This window comes from Mesorhizobium sp. P2_C7, assembly GCF_056404515.1.
In genome coordinates this window covers 1-22295 of sequence record NZ_JBFUDW010000014.1, presented here as the reverse complement: position 1 = coordinate 22295, position 22295 = coordinate 1, and the positions used below count along the sequence as shown (strand labels likewise).

The window sequence follows — 22295 nt, the reverse complement described above, 5'->3', positions numbered from 1 at the left end:
TGCAAGAGATATCCGAGCGGAAGTTTGGTCGGGACGACCCGACCGCAATTTCCGGGAATTGTGGCGGCAGTGTTAGATAGGCCGGATCAAGGGAGTGATTCGTGACGATGAACCGTTCCGAACCGATTGTCCGGCGCAAGCTTTCCGACGAGGTCTTCTTGCGGCTGAAGCGCCTGATCACCAGCGGCGAACTGATGCCGGGCGATGACATGCCCTCGGAGCGCGAACTGATGGAACGCTTCGAGGTCGGCCGTCCGGCGATCCGCGAGGCGATGCAGGCGCTGAGCAATATGGGGCTGGTGGCGATCTCGCATGGCGAGCGCGCCAAGGTGCTGCAGCTTACCGCCAAGTCGATCATCAGGCAGGTCGACGGCGCAGCCAAGATCATCCTGTCGTCGTCGAAAGACACGCTAGAGCACCTCAAGAACGCCCGCATCTTCTTCGAGCGAGGCATGGTCAGGGAAGCAGCCGAAAAAGCCACCGCCGAGGATGTGCAGCGGTTGCGCGCAACCGTCGCCGAGCAGCGCAGCTTTCGCGGTGATTCCGAAGCCTTCATATCCGCCGACATGAAGTTTCATACCCAGATCGCGGCGATTTCGGGCAACCCGATCTACGTCGCCATCAGCGAGGCGATGCTGGGCTGGCTTAAGGAATATCACACCGAAATGCTGATCTGGACCGGCAAGGAAAAGTTCACGCTGACCGAGCATGAAGAGATCATCGGCCGCATCGAGAAGAAGGATGCCGACGGCGCCGAGAAGGCGATGATCAAGCACCTCGAGCGCTCGCGTGCGCTCTATGTGATGAACGCCGAAAAGTGAATCCGCAGTGTCAGCCGAACCGGGTGATCGCGTAGGGCGTCATGACCAGGTGGCCTCTGCCAAGCGCTGAAATGTCGACCGGTACGTCCTCCGCTGTCAGGTTCGCCAGCCACACGATGGTCTGACCGGAAGCGGAGCGCCCGGCCAGTGCCAGCACCTTGGTCTCATCGCTCGTCGTTGCCGCAACATGTGCGAGGCCGGCCAGTTCGCAAAGCCCCTTGATAGCCCTGAAGATCGGCCGGGGTGATCCTTCCGCGGCTGGCTCGCCCGGTCCCGCCAGCACGCCGAACGGCCCTGTCAAGCCGGAGAGCGTCAGCATCTCAAGCCCCGCCGGTGCGACGCGTGCCGCATAGCCGATCGTCCATGCGGCACCGAACAGGCCGGCATGGCGCGGATCGCGGTCGGCCATGGCAATGCGCTGTCCCCCGGGATTGGCCTTGGTCGCGCCACCATAGGGGTTCTGGCGCATGGCGATCGTCGACGGGCCGATCCGGTAGGGTGTTTCTCCGAAGATCGCTTGTACCGATTGGGTGATGAAGGGCAGCGCCTCCAGCGATTGCATGACGCTGAGATCGTCGGCCGCGTGCACGAGCGGGCAGGTGCAATGAGTGACGAAGTCGAGCAGGTCGGCCGGCACGCGTTTGCGATTGAGTTCGGTGAAATAGCTGAACATGCCGCCGCCGAGACGGATGTCGGGGAAGGCGCGGCGGGCGGCGGCATAGACGGTTTCCAGCGGCGGGCACTCCGGCCATGCGCTCCCCGGCGGCGTCGACTGCCGGTCGACCGAAGGCGAGACGGCGATGGCCGAAAGTTCTAGCCCTGCCTGGTGCACCATGCTGGCGACGGCTGAAAATTCAGCATCGAGATCGCCCACGCCGGCAACGACGCATTCGAGCGTCGTCCGGGCCGGGTAGGCTGCCGCGAGCCGGGCAAAGGATCGCAAGGCGTCGAGCCCATGGCCGCGCGTTGGATCGTAGTGGAGGACCAGCTGTTGCGGGCCGAGTGTCGACAGCGTCAACAGGGTCGCCGGTGCCGTCTCGACATCCTCGGGATAGATGACCATGCCGACATCGGGCAGCTTCCTCGGTCCGGCCTCGCCGAGCTTAACGCGGACCGGTTCGTTGGCCACGGCGGCAGCCGGTGCTTTGCCTTCACCGGTGATCAGCAGGCTGATTGTCTGGCGCAGGGGCTGGCCGGCCGGCAGCACATAGGGCCACGGCAAAGCGAGCGGCCGCACATAGGTCTTGTAAGAGGCATCCGACCAGTTGCGCTGGTCCTCCATTTCGAACACGTCGCCTTCCATCCGGCATTCGGCACTGACGCCTGGCCGCACCTCATGCGTGATCGCACGCAAATCCCTGAAGGGCTGCCACGGGTCGATCAGCAGCGGAAGCTTGGTCGCGACCGTGGTGCCGTCGGTGTGCTCGACCGCCACCGGGCTGCCGGCGAGGCCGGCGATCGGATGCAGGACGCAGAAGCCGCAGCGATTGGTTTCGAAATCGCTTTCGGGAAGGGCGCTCACGTCGAAGACCAGTTGGCCATCGGAGGAGCCCTTGATGGTGGCGCGGAAGCCGAGCCGGCTTGCGTCCGGCCCGGTGCAGCTTGCCGAATAGCGGATCGAGAAAGTGTCATCGCCCTGGTCAATGGCAAGGTCGGTCAGTTCGGGCTCGTAAGTGCCCCAGTCGCGATCCCTGACGATGTAGGCGATGGCCCGCAGCACTTCGGTACCGCCATGGCGGACGGTGCGCAGATTGCCGTTGACGAAGTCGGCGCTGAGCGCACCGGCGCTCAGCCTGACCGGCTCGACCTCGGTCGCATCCGTGCCGTAGAGGTGAAAGGTGTCGGCGGTCATCTGAGCAAAGTGTCGAGCTGCACCGGCTCGCGGCTTGCAGCACCGGCGTAGGCGGCCTCGACCAGTGCGAAGGTCTTGAGGTTGTCGGCGCCCGAGGTGGCGGGCTCCGTTCCCTTCGCCAGGCAGTCGACCCAGTGCTGCTGGATGGCAACGACGCTTTCCTGGATGTTGTGCCAGGGTCGCGATGCCCAGGGCAGCAGCGGCGGCGAGACGTCGCTGACCGCCGTGCCGCTTTTGCCGGTGACGGTGAGCTGGTATCCCTGCGCCAGTCGGATCGTGCCGTCGCTTCCGTCGATCTCGATCAGCGTTTCGGGAAACGGTTCGACGGCAAGCGTCGTGGCGTAGCTGCAGTCGACCACCGAGGTTGCGCCACTGGCATGGTCCATCAGCATGGTCGCCACGTCCTCGCCTGCGATAGCAGGGTTGATGCGCGCCGTTCGCGTCGTGATCGTCGAGACGTCGCCCAGCAGGAAGCGGGCTATGTCGAGGATGTGGATGCCGAGATCCTCGATAATGAAGCGCTTTCCCGTTGCCAGATAGGGCTGGCCGGAAAACACGTCATAGGCGGAGCGGAACGAGATGCGGCCGAAGAACGGCGTGCCGATCTCGTTGCTGTCGAGTACGGCGCGCACCGCCTGGATTGGCGACTGCCAGCGAAAATTCTCATGCACCATCAGCGGCAGGCCGGCATCGGTGCATGCCTTCACCATCGCCTTGGCATCGGCAAGCGTTGGCGCGAACGGTTTTTGACAGATCGTCGGCACGCGGTGTTGCGCCGCCATCTCGACCAGCGCACGATGGCTGGGCGCCGTGGTGGCGATATCGACGAAATCCAGGTTCTCGCCATCAAACAGGGCCATCGCGTCGGTGTAGCGCCTGGTAATGCCGAACTGGTCGCCGACGATCCGCAGCCGGTCGGGATCGCGGTCGCAAATGGCGACGATCGTGGCGCCAGCGATGTCGCGCCAGGCATGCATCTGATTGACGGCGAAGAAACCGCAGCCGATCAGCGCTCCGCGCAATTCCACCATGCTCAGCCTGCCTTTGCCATCTGCATCAATGTCACGCGACTCTGCAGCCGGCGCTGCGCCTGGTCGACGACGACGGCGACGATGATGACCAGGCCCTTGATCACCATTTGCCAGAAAGAACTCACCCCCATCATCACCAACCCGTCCGAAAGAATGCCGATGACGAAGGCACCGACTATGGTGCCGCCAATCGTGCCGCGACCGCCCGACATCGAGGTGCCGCCGAGCACCGCCGCCGCGATGGCATTGAGCTCGAAACTTTCGCCCGTCGCCGGATGCGAGGCCATCAACTCGGACGAGATGATCAGGCCGACGATTGCCGCGCAGAAACCGGAGAACATATAGACGAACATCTTCACCGTGTTGACACGGACGCCCGAAATTCGCGACGCCCGTTCGTTGCCGCCAACCGCGAAGATATGGCGGCCAAGCGGCGTGTATTTGGCCAGATAGGCGGCCGYCAGCGCAACGACGATCAGGATCCAGATCGCCACCGGCAGGCCGAGCAGCCGGCCAGCGCCGAGGAAGCCGAACCCGGTGGTGCCCAGTTCCGGCTTGCCGACAAGGTTGGGGAAGGTGCGGCCGTCCGACGACAGCAGCGCCAGGCCGCGCGCGACATAGAGCACGCCGAGCGTGGCGATGAACGGCGCGACGTTCAGCCTGGTGATCAGCAATCCGTTGACGGCGCCGATCAGGATGCCGACCGCCAGCGTGATCAGCGCGATCTCGACGACGTTGAAATAGATGGTGTAGCCGATCTGCAGGTCGATGCCGTTGAGCACGAGATAGCCGGCCACCATGCCGCACAGGCCGACGATCGAGCCGACCGACAGGTCGATGCCGCCGGTGATGATCACGAAGGTCATGCCCATGGCCAGGAACGCATTCAGCGCCACGTGCTTCGACATCAGGATCAGGTTGGCGGTCGACAGGAAATTCGGTGCCGCGATCGAGAAGAAGACCAGCACGGCGATCAGCGCGATGAAGGTCCTCGCCTTCATCAGCGTCAGCAGCAGCGAGCCGCTCGATGCGGAGGGAATAGCCGCCTTGGCCGGGATGTCAGTCATGGGCGGTGTACTCCGTGTGCGGGACCGGGCCGTGGCCAAGCGCCGAGGCGGCGACAAGGGCGGCCTCCGTCGCCTCGGCGCGATCGAACATGCCGGTCAGTTTTCCATTGCTCATCACCGCGATCCGGTCGGACAGCGCCATCACCTCGTCGAGGTCCGAGGTGGCGAACAGGATGCCCAATCCGTCGCGTGACAGTTTGCGCATGGTGCGGAAGACGTCGGCCTTGGCGCCGACATCGATGCCGCGGCTGGGCTCGTCCATCAGCAGCACCTTCGGGCCGGTGAGCAGTGCCTTGCCGATCACCACCTTTTGCTGGTTGCCGCCGGACAGCGATGAGACCTCCTGTGCCGGATCGGCAACCTTGATCGCCAGTTCCCGCACCATCTGCACCACCGCCTGCCTTTCGGGGCCGCCGCGGATATGAAACAGGCGGACAAACCGCGACAGGCTGGCCAGCGTCAGATTGCTGGCAACGGAGAGGATCGACACCAGCCCTTCGCGCTGGCGGTCTTCGGGGATCAGCGCCAGCCCGCGCCGGATGCGCCGCGTCGTGTCGCGCTCCTTGACCTGTTTGCCGGAAATGAAGATCGTTCCTGTGGCCTGGCCATGGCGGCCCATGATGCAGTCGAACAGCTCGCTGCGTCCCGCGCCCATCAGGCCGTAGATGCCGAGGATCTCGCCGGCGCGCAGCGACAGCGAGACGTGGTCGACCGCAAGACCGCCGGTCGCACGCGGCAGGCAGATGTCATGGGTGCGGAATATTTCTTCGCCTGGAACATGGCCATCGGCCTTGGCGAAATCCTTGGCGTCGGACCCAATCATCTGCCGTACGATCCACCGGGTGTCGACGTTTCTCATCTCCTCCTGGCCGGTGATGTGCCCGTCGCGCAGCACGGTGATGTAGTCGCCGATGCGGATCAGCTCCTCGAGCCGGTGCGAGATGTAGACGATGGCCACACCGCGCGCTTTGAGGTCGGCAATCACCTTGAACAGGATCTCGACTTCCGCGGAACTCAGTGCGGAAGTCGGTTCGTCCATGATCAGGATGCGCGCATCGAGCGAAACCGCCTTGGCGATCTCGACCAGCTGCTGCTGGCCGATGCGCAGGTCCTCGACCAGCATGTCGGGCCGGATCCCGGCCTGCAGGCGTTCGAGAAATTGCGCGGCGCGGCGCTCCTGTTGCTTGCGGTCGATCTTGCGGAACCGGTTGGTGATCTCGCGGGTGGCGAAAATGTTTTCGGCGACGGTCAAATTGCCGAACAGGTTCAACTCCTGGAACACCATGCCGATGCCGCGGTTCACCGCGTCGGCGGACGACGAGAAGGAAACTTCTTCCCCTTCCAGGAGGATCCGACCGGCAGTAGGTCGTTCTACACCGGCGATGATCTTCATCAGCGTCGATTTGCCTGCGCCGTTTTCGCCGACCAGCACATTGACCGCGCCTTTGCGCACCTCGAAATTCGCGCGCTTGACCGCAACCGTGCCGGAATAGACCTTGGAGACGTCTTCCAGCTTCAGAATGACATCGTGATCGCTCATGGCCGCGGCCCGATTTCTGCCTCCGCCGGCGTCACCAGCGGCAGGTCTTGGCTGCCTTCGAGCGTATAGGCGCCGAGAACCTTGGCGGTGCGGCCTTCCAGCGCTTCACGCGGCAGCTTCGAAAGCTCGGTCTTGTCGGCATACGCGTTGAACGCCTTGCCGAACTGGGCGAAGTCGATCTGGTTGGTGAAGTCGTTGAACTGGACGAAGTCGAGGCTGTCGCGCAGCGCCGTACCGCGCATGGCTGGTCCGATCTGCACGCGTGCATCCGCCTTGCCGTCGCCGTCGACATCGATATCCATCGTCGCCGCGCGCGAGCCCGTGTTTGCGGCAACGATCTTGCCGTCAACACGAACCGCGAAGGTCCACGGCGAATTCGCCTGCTTGTTCGGATTGCCGTATTTGGCGCCGGCAGCCGCCGGATCGGTTTTCGCCAGGGCATGAACCTCGGGAAACGGTCCGGCTTTCTGCCTGAGATAGGGCACCACCTTCGCCGCCCACAACGCCTCGACCATCTTGTCGGGATTGAAGGCGGCAGCGCCGCCGCTATCACCCGAGGGGGTCGGCAGAATCTTGCAGGCGGCAAGGCTGATGCCGAGTGTCACGGCAAGGATCGGCCAGGTCGGTTTGTTCAGCATGGCGGCCTCGGCATGATGGTCGGCATCCGCAGAAAATGGCGGCGAGGGACGAACCGAGATTCGCCCCTCGCTATTCATGTCACGCCGGCTCAGTTGGTCAGCGCGAAGGTTTCCAGCTTGGGGGCGTTGTCGCCATTGACCAGGAGGCAGTCCATCAGCTGCTTTTCCTTGGCCGGCGACTTCTTGTTCTTGATGAAGTCGTTGGCCTGCTCGACCGCCATCTGCGCCTGCGCAAAGGCCGGCTGCAGGACTGTCGCCTTGATGCCGCCCGCGGTGATCGAATCGCGCACGTCGTTCGACCCGTCGAAGCCGACGACAATGACGTCCTTGCGGTTTGCCGCGACCAGCGCGGCATAGGCGCCCATCGCCATCGTGTCGTTGCCGGAGATGACGCCCTTGATGTCCGGATTGGCCTGCAGGATCGATTCCATCTTGGCGTAGGCTTCGGTCTGGCTCCAGTTGGCCGACTGCTGGGCAACCATCTTCAGATCTGGATAGTCGTCGATGACGTCGTGATAACCCTTGGAGCGAATGCCGGCATTGGTGTCGGATTCCTTGCCGACGAGTTCGACGAAATTGCCCTTCTCTCCCATCAGCTTGACGAATTCCTGCGCGCCGAGCTGGGCGCCCTGGTAATTGTTGGAAACGATCTGCGCGACGGCAACGCCGGTGGCATTGATCTCGCGATCTATCAGGAACGAAGGCACGCCCGCGTCCTTGGCCTTCTGCACGGCGGCAACGGTGGCGTCGGCACCGGCATTGTCGAGGATGATCGCCTTGGCACCGCGGCCGATCGCCGTGTCGATCAGCTCGGACTGCTTGTTGGCGTCGTCATCATGGACGAGCACCAGCGCCTCATAGCCGAGTTCCTTGGCCTTGGCCTCCGCGCCGACAGCTTCCGCCTTGAAGAACGGGTTGTCGTGCGAGGGCGTGATGATGGCAATGAGATCGGCCGCATAGGCGGGGGCGGCCGTGCCAAGCGCCAGCATGCCGGCAAAAGCCGCCAGTGTCATTCTGCGTGTCAGTTTCATGAAGTCCTCCCGTTTGAAAAAACAATTCAGGCCGCTGTCGGCATTTCAGACCGCGGATCGTCTCAGTTTCAAAAACCGTTTGTTTGCCGGCATCACCCGGGCCGTCGTGCCCCCGGCAGTCCTCCGCTCGTCCAGGCCACGAATTCCCTGCGAAGCCTTGGCCTGAGCTTAAGAAATAGCTAAGCCAACTGGTATAATGAGTCAATCACAAATTCAGATGATATGTACCTGATGAGCGCGTTTTCACGAGGGCGTCGACTGCCCAAACTCTCGCAAGCGCGGTTTTTATCCAAGGTCTCGACCCTTCCGGCCGTTCCGCCTGAACCTCGCTTCAGGTGATGCGCTGAATGCTGGCGGCAATCTCTTCCGGCTCGAAGACCCGCTTCCAGTCGTCGCGCATCAGCACCGGCTTACCGAATTCAATCGCCTTGTTGCAGGCGTCGGAAAAGACGCCCTTGGTTTCGCCGAAGATGACAGCGCCAAGCACGTTCATATGGCCGAGCAGGAAATCGAGAGCCGCCTGTTTGTCGACGCCGCGCGCAACGACTTCATCGACGGCTTCTTTCATGACGACGAGCAGCGAGGCGCAGACGGTCTCCGAAAGACCCGGCTCGAGCAGCGCCATCTGATCGACAGTGACGCGGTGCGAGCGCATCACCGGCGCCCAGATGATCTTGGCGATCGCCTCACCCTTGGCATAGTCCTCTTCCGGGCCCTGCATCAGCGCACTAACCATGTGCTGCTTGGCTTTGACGCCGCCGAAATAGTCCTTCTTGGCCGCCATGTCGGTTTCGTCGTTGAAGATCGGCGGATGACAGGGATGGGTGACGAAATAGGTCAGGTCCGGCCGCTTGGGCAGATGGCCGGCGAAAGGTGCCGCGGCGTCGAGCACCACCACCATCGTACCTGGCACGAGTTTGCTCTCGATGCTCGCCGCGACCTTGCCGATATGTGTATCCGGAACGGCCAGGATCACCACATCGGCGCCTTTGAGCGCGTCATCGGCACTGACGGCATCGAAACCCAGCCCCGACTTCAGTCGCTCGCGGCCGGCCTCGCTGACCTCGACATGGCGTATCGTGTAAGGCGAGCCGCGAAAATTGGTCGACAGGCGGTAACCCATTTTCCCGCCGGCACCGAACAGTGCAATCGTCGTCATGTATCACTACTCCCGATGTCCAACGATCGACCAACCAATCGTCATGTTATCAACTGGTATAATCACTCTACCAAAATTTGGCAATCTGGATCGGGATGGAATGCCGATGATTCATGCCGGACCATCCTTGGCCTGCATGTCTGGCGCTGGTCGAAGCTCGCTAGTCAGCGAGACAAGACATCGAGATGCTATTCACTTGGTCCATTGCGGAACGTGCAGCAGCTCACGCAGGCGGATTGGCAATCCGGGCGAAGCGCGCAATTCGGCACAGCTGGCCTCCCATCGCCCGAGGTATTCCGCGATCGGTAGACCGGTGCGGCCGGGCCAGCGGTTGAGTGCACCCAGTGCCTCGACGCAGTCCGGCGCGCGGTCGTATTCGGTGAGGATGGTCACGGACATCGCCTGGGCGAATAGATTGAGGCCGGGTATTTCGATCTCGCTGCGATGGTCGGCGAACCACGCCGCGGCGTCGCTGGTGAGCCCCTGGCTGTCGGCAAGCGCGGTATAGCTTCGGATGATGTTTTCGCGATACTTGGCAATGGCATCGCCGAAGGCGTTGTCGCCGGCGAAGGGCGGGGCCTCCTTCCAGCTTTTCGCCAGACGCCCGAGCCCGCGCAGCGAGTGGGCCTCCACCATTGCTTCCTCGAGCCACTGGCAGGGCGCCGCCGGCTTGGCGTCCGCCTGCCAGCTGTTGCAGAGTACATGGCCGAGCTCGTGGCCGAACTGGTAGGCGAGCTTCGACCAGTCACGCTCGCCGATATCGACGATGATCCAGGCCATGCTGCTGCCGTCCGGATGCAGCCAGATCGCCGGCGTGCCGGAAGTGTGCTCGTCGACACGCAGCCGCGTCGGCTGGCGGTCGGAGAGCAGCCGGACGCCGTCAAGGCATGCATGTCGCATGCGCTCGACGACCTGATCTGCCGCGCCCTCCAGCATGCGGCCCCAGTCGCCGGCAAGCTCGATGGGTGCGGTGAGGAGGGTGGAGGGAGCGGCCATTGCAGGAGTAACGCCCCAGCAGGTCAACTTGGGCTGAGCAAATAGCATTGGTGCGCTTCCTGCGCCAAGGATGAAATCACGCCGTTTCATATTCGATCTGCCCTCCAAGTCCTTCTGATATCGCCTTTCAGCATGACGCTCGTCTTTGGCAAAATTCGGAAAGTCGCTTACCTTGCGATGGAACCAAGAGAGGCTATCATCGTCATGAATACGGATCCTGATCGTATCGGCTCGGCCAGCCGCCTTTTCACCTCACATGGTACGACGTTGTTCGTCGATCCGAGCTCAAACGAACTCCGACATGGGCCTTTTGAGGCCACTCCTTTCAATACTGTATTGATGCCAGAGGGCGGAGAATCAGATCCCAAACTCTCCGACGCATACTTCAATCAAGATATAGTTAGACTTTCTTCATACTCAAATGGGTTTTCCTTCAAAAAGAATGATGGAAGTAACTATGACGATAGTATCAACTCATTTTCCCTCGTAAATTTTAACAAGAAGGAATTCGGGCTGAAGAAAAGCGGATTGTTCCTCAGCGCGGAACCGGATGGCCGCGTTTCGCTCTCGAGAACAGAGTGCAAAAGCTGGGAGCTGTTCCATTTTCGGCATGATGCTTCCGAGGTAAGCGGATCGATAGTTAGGCATCGGATTGACGGTCAGATAGTGAATTTCTTTATATCGAACCGAGCCGATTACATTCAATCGTTGCTGCTACGTGGAGATTTTTATGATCGTGAGGCGCTCAACCTCATCAGGCGTCAATGTCTACCGGAAAAAACATTCGTCGACATAGGTGCCAATATTGGCAATCACTGCATTTTCCTCTCAAAATTTTGTAATCCATCCGAGGTGATCGCGTTCGAGCCCAATCCAGCTGCGATAGCCATACTTAGGATAAATATGTCACTCAACGGATGTTCGAAAGTCAATTTGGACCATCTTGGTTTGGCGCTGTCGTCAAAATCTGGGACAATGCGCGTACATTATCCATCAATCGGAAATATTGGTGGCGCTCAAATGTTGTCAGACGACCTTGGGGACGTGAAATGCATTCCCGGCGACGATCTTCTGTATCAGAAGCCGATTGGATTCATTAAAATTGACGTCGAAGGTGCTGAATTTGAAGTGCTCAAGGGATTGAAGAATACAATCGAGCTCCGGCGGCCAAATCTGCTGGTCGAGGTTTGGCCTCAGGCTCGCAAGGAACTCGAGGCCTGGTGCAGCGCTTTTCACTATATGATCCAGGAATCCCTACCTATGGATGACAACTACTTCTTGGTGCCCAAGGAACGGACTTGACTGCTGGAGTCGCATGGCAACGACCGCCGCCCGAATTGCATTTTCTGTTCCACTTCAGACCGCCGACTGATCTGCCGGGCGCGGAACCCGCGTATCATCCACCTGTCCCGTGGATTGTGCGCTGTTGGCGACCGTAAATCTCCACCTCGGAAAGATGGAGATACTCTTTGCGAGGGATCGAAATCCGAACGTAGCGTGCTTCCACAGGTAAGTCAGAGGACCACACCAGTGGCATTCCAGCGCTATATCCGCCGAAGATTTGACCGGGCTCAGTGCTGAATATCAGCTTCCAGAGCGCGCCGTCATTCGAGCCTTCGACTACAATGGGCGACGTTCGGCGCTGCATCCATTCCGGAATACGGTCTCGGTTGAATATCCGAATGGCGAACACTTGAGAGGGTTCTTCAAGGTCTACCATCCACCACGGGGTTTCGATATTTTCAGTATGAAATCCAAGCGCTTTTGCTGGATTTCCATTTACTGCATTCCCCGCGTCTTCTTCCAAGGTCGATCCAACGGACCACTGGCTCAACGAACTTTGTGTCGCTCGCTTCCTGAGCGCGAGGTTGGGCATCGAAAGATCTATGGGAGGATGTCCATCGAATTGGCGAACCGGCTGATAGCCCCGCAGCCTACCAACTTCGAGATAGTGGTGCAGTGGATCCTCGAACCACCCTTCGCTTATCTCCATTGCAGCGTCGATGTATCGATGTGCGTACCAGATGGAATCGAAGGTGATGGCAGACCCCTGCGCGGTTCTCGACGGCAAGCCGCTGTCGTAATTCTCTCTCGGCACACGAAGGAATGGAGCGGAAGTCTTCAGCAGCGCAACCTGATTGCGCGATATCTCTTTCCATCTACCTGATATCCGGCGATGGTATTCCAGGCTCTGTTCCTCCGGAATTCCATAGTTCAACGGAAATAGAAAGTATCTATAACGAGGATCATCGATCGGCAGCAGATCGACCTCGCGATGATGCGCCGGGTTGTAGAAACCACTGAGCGGAAGGAAGATCGTCTGCGCCTGGGAAAGCCATGCCGCTAACCAAGAGAACGTGCTGACCGCGACGACAATGTTCTTTGCTGAACGAATCAAATCAAAGTCGGCCCTGGCTCCTTGGCTGTCGTAGAAGACAGCTTTTGGGAAGCGGGATCTAAGTTGTCGTACATACTCTGAATCACCGAGCTGTCCGACAAACACCGGATTCAGTCCCGTCGAAGCGACCACATCCTCATAGAAGTCTATCGGAAGAAGCGGATAGTGAGCTATGCCTTGTAGGATTTCGGCAGTTCGAATATTGATTAGTAGATCACCCTCGCCAATTTTCCGTTCTGGAGAACTGTATGGGAAAAGTGGTTGATAAGCTTGAGGTGGGTCAAGGAACTCCATCCTTTGCAGATGGTCAGCCATCATTATTCGTACCGACTCGCTTCTGTTCGCAAGACGGCAAATCTCACCAACGTGAGGCCGAAAGGCATCCCAAGTCCACAAATCTATGTTGTCAAGAAAAATTTGACTTTGCGTATCGTCTGGAATTTCAATGCCCCATTCCGGGATCGAAACGCCAACAACGCTGCATTGTTCAATGCGCTTGGACATCGCCAAAGCGCCAATATACTGAATCATCTTGTTCGCTACATTGCCTCGATGCCTTAAGGCGATGACACGCCTACGCGCGAAGTAGTGTTCTGGCGGCGCCTGACTCATTGCGTTACACTTTCTGCGAAATTAGTAGTTTCTCTTCTCCATTTCAGTAAAAAATAGGGAAAATTTCGCATAGATTATCTTGAATGATCAACATGTCCGGCACCAAGCAGATAATAATTGACCAAATTGTCGATCTGAAGCGCGCGGTGCCGCGTCATATGCCTTGCTTTAACAAGGCGCATTCCGGCAGATCGGATCTCGTCCACAGCAGGCCGGTTGCGGTCGTCCAGGATCCAATCCACCTTTTCCAGAAAATCCTCTCTCGCAGCAAAAATGCATGTTTCGTGATCTACGAAACCGAGTTCGTTCATTTCCTTTTCGATCAAGCGATCGGTCAAAAGCAATGAACCTGCCGAAGCGATTTCAAAATTCTTGAGATGAATGTAGCGATAAGAATGGCCATCGCAAAAGCAGCAAAGGTATTTTGAGAGTTCCTCGTAGTATCGTACTCTGACAATGGCGGGGCTGTCGTCGTTGTATTTTCCCGCGTAGCCAGGATGATCCAATACGGCCACCTTGCTGGAGTCGAGACCGGCCGCATATTTCCTCAGAGGTCGATCCGCCGCGATGCTCCCCGACACGAGCACCTTGGAAATCGGGGTTTCATTGAACACGATACGCTCGAAGCCTTTGCAACCTTCCATCGCCGACGAATATGGAACCCAGTTCACTGCACGATGGGTGAAGTGGTTCTGAAACTCGTACGCATATGGGCTTATGACGACATCGGATGAAGCGACAAGGGAGCGCAGCAAAGTGTCATAGCTTGGATTGTAACTTACAAGGTCGTCTATTTTCAAAAACTTAAGTGCTGAAAAAGCATCGAGAGGTATGGATATGCCACCCTGGTAGGCTATCAAGAGAGCCGAATATGAGTTCAGGCGCTCTATTGTGCTTTCGGCGGTAAAGTCCGTCGATCTGCAATCTATGATGTCGAAGTCATAGTCTTCATTCAACAGCCGAACCAAATAGAAGTGCTCGTCTGCAAGATAGGACGATAGCCAGCCGATGTCGCAGATGACGGCCTTGCGGGGAGCGTGGGACAGCGTGTCTGCGGCAGCTCGAATGGTGGGATGGACGAAGTGGCTTTGAATCCGGCTCTTGTCGAAATCGGCGTGGTCGGTTCGCCATCGGATGGTCTCCCGGCTGCTTTCCGTGCACCAGTTTTCCGAAGCGATGAACAATTCCCAAGTGCTGCAAACAGGAGCCCTGAGTTCCACGTGGCCATTAGGTATGGCCGACAGAAACACGCCACCGGATCTCAGCGCCAGCAAGCCACGTTCGAGGGGGATCAATTCGAGCGCATCCGCATCTGCTGGCCGATTCTGCCGTTTCGCCTGTGAGGCGGTCAAACAGGCGTCATGAAAGCAAAGGACCGGTTCGGGCAAGCCGATGCCGGCATTGAGCAACCGACCCTGCCGGTATGCGCCTGCCAAACTCATCTCCGGTTCAAAGAAAACGTTTGCCGGGACGCTTTCGACGGGGCCGTGTCGCAGCTCGCCTGTAGGTTGGTCGACATACAGCACAGTGCCGAACGCTGTGAACAGCCGCGCGGGTTTGAAAGACGGACCGCTCGTGTGGCCGCGAGCAAGCCGCAGTCGGTGTTTGATGAAAAAATCAACATTGTTCTTGAGCCGCTGATTGCCTGCATCGAGTTCGACCGCCTTTTGCCCCCATTCCACAGCTTGATCCATAGAATTGAGTTTCCATGCTGCCGTGGCGCCAAGCTCGTACAGCCGAGCCCCCCAGCAACGCGCGTCGTCCAGATAACTGCCGGTGCGGCGCGTCTTCTCGATCCCATTGCTGCAGGCCCAGAGCAGGTTCAGCCAGTCGGCCTTGCCGTGGAACTCTTCGGCCATGTCCAGCCAGATTTCGCGCCGATGGGGGGCCTCCATCCGTGCCTTGTCCAGCCAGGACAATTTCTGCTCCGGTTGCATGCGCGCGATGTAGCGCATTGCCTCGGAGCGTTCTTCGCCCCATGTGCTTGTCGGCAATGCAAGGTAGTGCTCAAGCAGTTGGACGGCCCGCTCTGGCTGGTTGGCCCACATCAAGTCCCGTCCGAGCCAGAAGCATATTTGAGCGTCGCCGGGGTCTTCCTTGTGTGCCACTTCCATCAGCGGCAGGTAGTTGCTCCTTGTTGGCTTGGCGAGGTCCTGCACCTCGAACATGACGATGTCACTGCTGTTCGTGGTGACTTCCCTGTCTCCGGTGAAGACCAGAGCCTCGTGGACGGGCCGCTTGAAGCGATATCCCCAGCGATGGTGAAAGTTCTTCGCCGGCCAGCTTCGCAGCGGTGTCGGGTCCTCGACACTCGATCTATAGATCGTCTGACAGTAAAGGGCTGTGGTCTCGGGGGTCCAGGCAGCCTCAAGTTTCGCCCGCCAGCCAGGCGCAAGAAACCGGTCCATGTCCATCGTACAGCATACATCAACGTCAGGCGGGATCAGGGCCATGGCGGCGTTGCGGGCGTCGTCGAAGCGCCACGGGCGGACTGCTATCCTGTATACTGTCACCCCCGCCTCGGTTAGTCGCTCCACTGTGCCGTCCGTGCTGCCGGTGTCGACCACAATGCGATAGTCGGCGTCGACGGCCGAATTGGCCCAGCGCTCCGCGTTTGCGGCTTCGTTCAAGGCGATGGTGTAGACCGCAACTTTCAAATCAAGCCCCTTCACTCAACGTGCGATGATACACCTCGCCTGGTGGACATGGCCGACGCGCCCTTGCGGATAGCCACCAGGCCACCGAGCAGCCTTGCCCGATTCAGCTCGTAGTGACTGTCGAAGAACAGGATCTCGGCGAACTGATCGGCAAGCGCGCTCACACCCAGCGGATCGACCGAGCGCGCGCTGCCATGCTGCTGGATCTCCCGCAGCAGGTTCTTGGTAAGCGTGATCTTGCCGGCGTCCTCGCCCGGCGGCTGCCAATCGAGGTCCTCGATGAAGTACCAGCCACCCTCGGCGAGCAGCGGGAAGAACTCGCGGAGCGTCAACTGCTCGTCGAACGAGGCGTGACTGCCATCGTCGATGATCACGTCGAGCGATCCCGGTTTGAGCTTCGCAGCGACGCCGCGCAGATCGTCCAGCTTGGACTGGTTGCAGACGAACGATTTGAATCTTTCGTCGTTGAGCCGCGAATAATCCGTCAGGTCGACGCCGATCACCTGACAGAACGGAAAATAGCTCTGCCACAGGCTTACTGAAGGCATCTCGGTCTGGCTGCCTTCCCTGAAAACATTGTATAGGCCGATTTCCATCAGCCGCCGCATGGACAGCCGTCGGGCCGACAGCAGGCGATCGTAGATCCTTGCGTAGCAATGGCGGTTGCCTGTGTGCCGGTTCTTGTCGGTGTTGAAGCGGTCGGCGAGACTTGTGAACGTGGGGAAACTGTCGAGCGGGCTGATCAGCTGAGAGATCAGCGGCGCCCCTTCGCCGCCCGGCTGAGCGTCGTTTCGCGCCGTCCAAAGATGGAGGCCGACTACGCGATCATCGTTCAGATAGTCAGCCAGTTCCGCTATCGGCTTCTCGAACCGGTCGATCTCAGTCCAATCGATCGTGTTGAAGAACATCGGGCTGAACACCCATTCTTGCAGTTCGGATCCCCTATCGGAGGCAATATAGTCAGACAGCAGCTTGGGGCCGATATCTCCAAACTCCTTGCCGTCGGCATGGTGGAAACGTTCGATCGAAATCTCGTAGAGCGCCCTCAGGTGGCGGCTGTAGGGCTGGGCATACATGACGTTGCCGCAGATGAAGTGGCCCTTGTGCGCTCCCCGCCATTGCAGATTGAAGAAATGATCGCCGCGGAAGGGGAAGGGCCGCAGCATGACGACATCGCAATCCATCCATAGCCCGCCATGCTCGTACAGCACGGCGTAGCGGAAGACGTCGCTGAAATACCTGATCTCGGAGCCGGCGACGATCCGCTCGAACATGGCGCGCGGCATGACGTCGTCGGCATTGCGGATTTCGATCCCATGCGGGATGAGGAATTCGAGCTTCTCCGGTGCATAGCTCCACACCCGCACCGGATGACCCGCCGCTCGCATCGACGCTGTGGCGGCAATCAGGGTACGATGCTCGGCCTTGTCGGACATCACCTGATAGAAGCAGTTGATCTGGGGAAGTGCGGTGTCGTCGCTGCCAAGGAAGGGATTGATCCGCGCGTCGAACTGGCGCGATCGTTCCCGTCGCTCCCGCGGAGAATCGACGTCGCGCAGAAACGGCGCAAGCTCATAGAAGAACTCCTCCGTTGACTTCACGCGGCCGGAGGCGATGGCTTCGACCAGCACACTGCTTCTGTCCCCCGCCGCGCCATCACGAGCACGGTCAGGCTTCATCCACGTTGCCGTTGGAGGAGCGGTATGCGCTGAATAATCTGGCTGGAGCCGCGAGGCCGGCGACGACAGCGTCAGCCTGGACGCTGTGTCAGCCACACCCGATGGCAGGCTATCCACATCCTCCAGCAAGGCCTGGACCTCACCCGTATCGACGGTCGCGATCCAGGACTCGCTGTCGGCCACACCGTAAGAAATCAGCAAACGCGCGTCATCCGGATGCCAGGCTAGACCCGCAGCGAATTCAGGGCCCTTTTTGTTGAAGAAGAACGGACGGCTCACTTTTCGCAGAACGCTTGTTTCGTCGAACCAGACGAACCGATGCATGCACCAATGGAGCTTCTCCGCAAACCTCCATTGCACTTCTTGAATCAATGTCAGCCAACCGCCGGCGAAAGCGATCAGTTGGGTTCCTCCCCCGAACTTATGGGTCGCGATCGCGGGAGACGTCTCAAGGACGGTCGCAGCATGCTCGTCCACTATCCTGACGGAGTCACCGAAACAGATGAATTGCAGCTTCTCGCCGCCTGCGGCAGGCTTGACTTGCGGCATCCAGTTCTTCTCGTGCACCCGCGGTCCTGCCGGATGGAGCACGCGCCAGTCGGTCAGCCGGCTGGCGCCACCCTCGTCGATGCGCGCGATGACCTGTTCGCACTGTCCGTCCGGTATCAGTTCGCGCACGCACGAGACGCCCCATAGCGCATCGCGCCAGGCGAACAGGCGCATATCCTCAAGAACCCGGTCGCGCGCGAGTTCCGGCATGTCAGCCGGCGGCAAAATCTCGTTTGCGGACTGGATGGCGAGTTCATCGCTCAATCGGAGCAGGAAATTGCGCGTGTGAACCGGCACTCCGTCCGGCGTGTCGTATCGAAGGTTGTCTTCGGTCCGGGTGAAATTCACCGTCCGCTGCAACAGCACGATCTGGCCGCCCCACAGGGTCACCGACGGGTTTGACGGCCGATAGCCGTCGGGCGCCGTGAATCCGACCGGACGCGCGCTGAAGGACGGCATCACCGTCTTGGCGGGCTGCACATAGAAGAACAGGTTCGACCACGCCAGTTCCCTGGGGCCATCGGCGATGGTCCGGTTCAGCGCCAGCCAGTTGCACGCCGCGAAGCCGCGGTCCTTGCGCACGGGATCGCGCGCGTAGTTTGCCGCGATCGCGTACTCCTCCAGCAGGCCTGTCGTGTAGGCGTAGTCCTCGATAAACAGGATGTCCTGGTCGGGTCGCTTGACCGCCAGCCCGGCTTCCGAAAACAGCACGCTGGCGTCATTCATCCCCTTCTCGCGGTAGAACCGCGCCAGGTCATAGAGCGGCTCGGCACGTTGCGGTCGCTGATTGAAGGCGGCAAGCGCCTGGCCGATGAAGCCAGCCTCGTCGCCGAGCGTGCGCAGACAGCGCGCCTCTTGCAGCCGGGCGTTCCACGCCTCCTCGTCCCAGCCGCCCATCGCGGCGCGCTTGGCGTATGCCACCGCGGCCTCCGCCGTCCGCCCGGCGTCGCGGTAGGATTGCGCCAGGTAGAACCAGTAGCGCTGATTATCCGGATCCTTCTCAAGCGCCTCCAGCAAAAGCCTGGCATCGCGCTCGAATTTGTCCACCCGGTTCGAGCCGCTGGCGTGGTCCTTGTACCAGGCGCTGCGTAGTTCCTGCACGCCGCCGGGCACGTCGAGGTATTCGTGGGTTACACCACGGTAGCGTGCGCCGGCATCGCGCCTGACAATGCGCGTGTTCCAATAGGCGAGGCCGGAATCCGAGCGTTGCAGCAGCCGGTAGCCTGGACCGTCGAGCCCCTCGCGGAAGCCCGTATCCTCGACCATCAGTTCCATGTCGGCGTCGTCGAACAGCAGATAGTCATAAGCGAGCGGCGAGGCATAGGCGTGATCGAGCGCGGCATTGCGCGCCTGCTCGAAATTGTGGAATGGAAATTCGTGCAGCTCGCCCGGCAGGTTGCGGGCGGCGAAGAACGATTTGACGAAATCCTGTGTCCCGTCGGTCGAGCCGGTATCGCCGATGACCCAGCAGTCGATGTGGCTGGCAACTGCACCGAGACAGCGCTCGAGGTTTGCCATCTCGTTCTTGACGATCATGTTGAGACAGAGGCGCTTGCCGCTTGTCATATGCTGACTGTCTGCTCCCCGGATAATTGCGGGCCGAGGCGGTCACTTTTATGCCGTCGTGCCGTCTGGGGCAGCGATCCGCTCCGATGCGGATTTGTCCGACCTTCATGCCCCATGTGCAATACCCCCCTGCCTCGGCCATTCGCATGACCCGTGTGCAAAGGATAGCTCGTCCCTTCCTTTGCAAACGCGACCCCCACGCTATCCATTGTTAGCTAGCGCTGTCCGCCGCTGCAAGGGTCTCGCCGTCCCGCTGAACCAGCCTTCGGCGAACCACCGCTCCCTTCGGCTCGATTGCTCGCGCCAACCCCACCGTGATATCGAGGGCACGACGCGAACCAGGGGGGCACCACCCTTAAGCCTCGGATTTTTCGACGCGTTTGGCCCATGCGCGCCATCTCGATGTCGATCGAAAAGTAGTTACTTGTGATCAACAATTAACAAATTGTTAACTGGGTTATTTACAACTTGCTAATTTTAGATTTTACTAATGTCTTGTGCATGGGAGGGTAGCCGTGGACCGGGCAGGAGGCCTGTCGGTCTGCGCAGTCTGTCAGCCTGGAGAGTGTCTGGAGCAAGTCACTTCGTGCGTGAGGGCGCACAGAGTGTGCGGTGGCGTGCAAGTGAAGACGTCGTGATGCCTTGAACTCAAGGCCAGCGTTTTCCCAACCCGATGTTCCCTCGCTAGCAGTCCGTTCCCTCGCAAGTCGTCGTCGAGAAATCGAGACACGCGTAACGGGAGTTGGCTGTGGTAGGTGTGATACCGCGTATGAAACGATGCGGCCGCGACGCGGGCGCCCGCTTCGATCACCCCCTCAATCATCCGCAGCTGGTCGCCGGCAGGGAACGCCCAGGTGCCGGCGGGCTCCTCAATCACCTCAGCGAAGACAAGTGGCGCGCCGTTCGATCGAGCGTGACGAAGAGGCAGTCAAGCCTTGCCCGCCCGCCTCGTAGACCCGCTGCCCGTCATACGCGGATGCGCACGGGGCCGATAGCAGCGGCGAACGGCTTCGGCGAGCGCGTGCGCTGGGCGGCGATTGAAACCAGCGATTGAACCTAAGGGTACGAACAAGAGAAGCAGGTGGCCCAGCCGCCGCCGACCGAGGAGAACAATGATGAGCTACATAGCAGGGTTTGCGGTCATGGAAGTCGCCATTAGAGGTGTCTTGCCTATCGGCGACGCGACCGAAAATGTGCCTTATTTTATTCTGGATACGGCCAAGAACGCCATCGTCGGTCAGGTCGTTCTTCCCAAAGCCGTCAAGCGAAGCCTCGCCGTCGCTCTCACTGTCAAGGTTCCGGCCGCAGCCGGCTCATTTGCGATTGGCACGTTTGAAGATGGCGGGAATTTCCAGGCCTGCAGCTTCCTCCGCGTAGAGAGCCCCTCTGTTGAACGTCCCGACGGCGCCGTCGGCCCGTCCGGAAGATGACCGCGCCCAAGCTCCTTCCCCCTACGACCGCTCGCCGGCCAAGCCGGTGGGCGGTTTCCCCTTGAATCGAATTCGAAGCCAACAGGAGCCAGTCATGGCCCGTGCCTCTGAAATTCTCTTTCTGGATCCTTCAATCTCCGACCTCGAGACGGTTCTCGGCAACATGCGACCGCAAGTCCAGGCTGTCGTGCTCGATGGGTGCCGACCGGCCGCGCAGCAGATCGCTGCCGCGCTCGCAGGGCACGAAAGCCTCGATGCGATCCATATCATGGCACATGGCGCGCCTGGCCGGGTTGGCTTCACCTCAGGAGAGTGGTCGACCGGCACGTTGAAGGACGCGGCTGACGATTTTGCCGCGATCGGCAGGGCGCTTGCCGCGGACGGCGAGCTGCGGCTGTGGAGCTGCGAGACAGCGTCGGGGGATGCGGGCGAGACCTTCGTAGCGGCGCTGGAAGAGGCAATCGGCGCGGACGTCCGCGCATCGAGATCGCTGGTTGGCGCAGCCGCCCTGGGCGGCTCCTGGGAACTGTCCCTACGCGTGAGCGCGTCCACGCCCCTGCCGCCACTGACCCCGGATGGGGTGGCAAGTTACACCGGGGTGCTTGGAGCGGCCGATCTCACACTCACCGGGGACATAAATGCCGGCGGCAACTCTTCGGCTGTTAACACGTACTATATAGTGGATACGCACGTGGCTCCGCCGACTAACCCGGCGCTTAATACGGCAGATGATACAGTGGTTGGTAGCTTTCAGCTTCCGTCTGCAAACCAAAATGGTTTAATTACTGACTTTTCTGCAGTTATAACAATTCCAAACACTACTGATATTTATTTCGTTTACGACAGCACTTTTAAGTTATACGGCACTCTTTCCCCTGTAGCGGGAGGTTATAGTTTTACTCCTGTAGCCGCTAATAATGGCGATAATGGCAATTTATTTGATACCGCTACTTTCATCGCCACCACAGTTCAAGGCGCGACGGGCCCGGCGGGTCCGACCGGCGCTACGGGAGCGACCGGCGCGGGTGCGACCGGAGCCACAGGTGCGACAGGCGCCACGGGTGCTACCGGCACAGGTGTGACCGGAGCCACAGGTGCGACCGGCGCGAGCGGCCCGACCGGTGCCACTGGCGCGAGCGGCCCGACGGGTGCGACTGGCGCGAGCGGCCCGACGGGTGCGACTGGCGCGAGCGGCCCGACCGGTGCCACTGGCGCGAGCGGCCCGACCGGTGCGACCGGCGCGAGCGGCCCGACCGGTGCGACCGGCGC

General features: G+C 60.2%; 15 protein-coding genes. 4 read left to right on the top strand and 11 right to left on the bottom strand.

Translation table 11 applies throughout. The features are described from left to right. Positions 1 to 107: 107 nt before the first annotated feature. Positions 108 to 821, top strand: coding sequence for a transcriptional regulator NanR (locus AC1D2G_RS25535; protein WP_477417454.1), 714 nt, complete (start codon positions 108 to 110; stop codon positions 819 to 821). 10 nt (positions 822 to 831) lie between these two features. On the opposite strand, the gene apnL is transcribed toward AC1D2G_RS25535, so the two are convergent. The 8 genes from apnL to AC1D2G_RS25495 all read right to left on the bottom strand — a co-directional run bounded on the left by apnL (position 832) and on the right by AC1D2G_RS25495 (position 10183). Next, positions 832 to 2673 carry a D-apionate lactonase gene (gene apnL, locus AC1D2G_RS25530; RefSeq protein ID WP_477417453.1) on the bottom strand — a complete coding sequence of 614 codons (1842 nt, stop codon included), beginning with the start codon at positions 2671 to 2673 and terminating at the stop codon, positions 832 to 834. Next, the gene (locus tag AC1D2G_RS25525; RefSeq protein ID WP_477417451.1) at positions 2670 to 3704 is read right to left on the bottom strand and encodes a Gfo/Idh/MocA family protein; all 1035 of its coding nucleotides are present in this window, start codon (positions 3702 to 3704) and stop codon (positions 2670 to 2672) included. The genes apnL and AC1D2G_RS25525 overlap by 4 nt, the downstream gene beginning before the upstream one ends. A gap of 2 nt (positions 3705 to 3706) precedes the next feature. Further along, positions 3707 to 4771 (bottom strand): ABC transporter permease, encoded by a 1065-nt coding sequence (locus tag AC1D2G_RS25520; protein ID WP_477417449.1) that lies wholly within the window; start codon positions 4769 to 4771, stop codon positions 3707 to 3709. After that, positions 4764 to 6311 (bottom strand): sugar ABC transporter ATP-binding protein, encoded by a 1548-nt coding sequence (locus tag AC1D2G_RS25515; RefSeq protein WP_477417447.1) that lies wholly within the window; start codon positions 6309 to 6311, stop codon positions 4764 to 4766. Before AC1D2G_RS25515 ends, AC1D2G_RS25520 begins: the two co-directional genes overlap by 8 nt. Further along, positions 6308 to 6949, bottom strand: coding sequence for a DUF2291 family protein (locus tag AC1D2G_RS25510; protein ID WP_477417445.1), 642 nt, complete (start codon positions 6947 to 6949; stop codon positions 6308 to 6310). The genes AC1D2G_RS25515 and AC1D2G_RS25510 overlap by 4 nt, the downstream gene beginning before the upstream one ends. A gap of 89 nt (positions 6950 to 7038) precedes the next feature. Further along, positions 7039 to 7980 (bottom strand): D-ribose ABC transporter substrate-binding protein, encoded by a 942-nt coding sequence (locus AC1D2G_RS25505; RefSeq protein WP_095080533.1) that lies wholly within the window; start codon positions 7978 to 7980, stop codon positions 7039 to 7041. A gap of 331 nt (positions 7981 to 8311) precedes the next feature. After that, positions 8312 to 9139, bottom strand: a complete 828-nt coding sequence (locus tag AC1D2G_RS25500) for a phosphogluconate dehydrogenase C-terminal domain-containing protein (RefSeq protein WP_477225736.1) — start codon at positions 9137 to 9139, stop codon at positions 8312 to 8314. Positions 9140 to 9331: 192 nt separating this feature from the next. After that, on the bottom strand, positions 9332 to 10183 hold the full coding sequence (locus tag AC1D2G_RS25495) for a hypothetical protein (protein WP_477417444.1): 852 nt from the start codon (positions 10181 to 10183) through the stop codon (positions 9332 to 9334). 84 nt (positions 10184 to 10267) lie between these two features. On the opposite strand from AC1D2G_RS25495, the gene AC1D2G_RS25490 reads away from it, so the two are divergent. Then, the gene (locus AC1D2G_RS25490; RefSeq protein ID WP_477417442.1) at positions 10268 to 11437 is read left to right on the top strand and encodes an FkbM family methyltransferase; all 1170 of its coding nucleotides are present in this window, start codon (positions 10268 to 10270) and stop codon (positions 11435 to 11437) included. A gap of 94 nt (positions 11438 to 11531) precedes the next feature. Here the strand turns inward: AC1D2G_RS25490 and AC1D2G_RS25485 are convergent, their stop codons facing one another. The 3 genes from AC1D2G_RS25485 to AC1D2G_RS25475 all read right to left on the bottom strand — a co-directional run bounded on the left by AC1D2G_RS25485 (position 11532) and on the right by AC1D2G_RS25475 (position 19596). Then, positions 11532 to 13064 (bottom strand): discoidin domain-containing protein, encoded by a 1533-nt coding sequence (locus AC1D2G_RS25485; protein WP_477417440.1) that lies wholly within the window; start codon positions 13062 to 13064, stop codon positions 11532 to 11534. 155 nt (positions 13065 to 13219) lie between these two features. Then, positions 13220 to 15802: a tetratricopeptide repeat-containing glycosyltransferase gene (locus AC1D2G_RS25480; RefSeq protein ID WP_477417438.1), complete on the bottom strand. Its 2583-nt coding sequence runs from the start codon at positions 15800 to 15802 to the stop codon at positions 13220 to 13222. An 11-nt stretch (positions 15803 to 15813) separates the two neighbouring features. After that, a complete protein-coding gene (locus AC1D2G_RS25475; RefSeq protein ID WP_477417436.1) occupies positions 15814 to 19596 on the bottom strand; it encodes a glycosyltransferase in 3783 nt (1260 codons plus the stop codon). Positions 19597 to 20711: 1115 nt separating this feature from the next. Between AC1D2G_RS25475 and AC1D2G_RS25470 the strand changes: the two genes are divergently transcribed. Together AC1D2G_RS25470 and AC1D2G_RS25465 are read left to right on the top strand one after the other, a co-directional pair. Then, positions 20712 to 21026, top strand: a complete 315-nt coding sequence (locus AC1D2G_RS25470; RefSeq protein WP_477417434.1) for a hypothetical protein — start codon at positions 20712 to 20714, stop codon at positions 21024 to 21026. 94 nt (positions 21027 to 21120) lie between these two features. Then, positions 21121 to 22295 (top strand): DUF4347 domain-containing protein (locus tag AC1D2G_RS25465; protein ID WP_477417432.1); only part of this gene is annotated, 1175 nt, incomplete at its 3' end.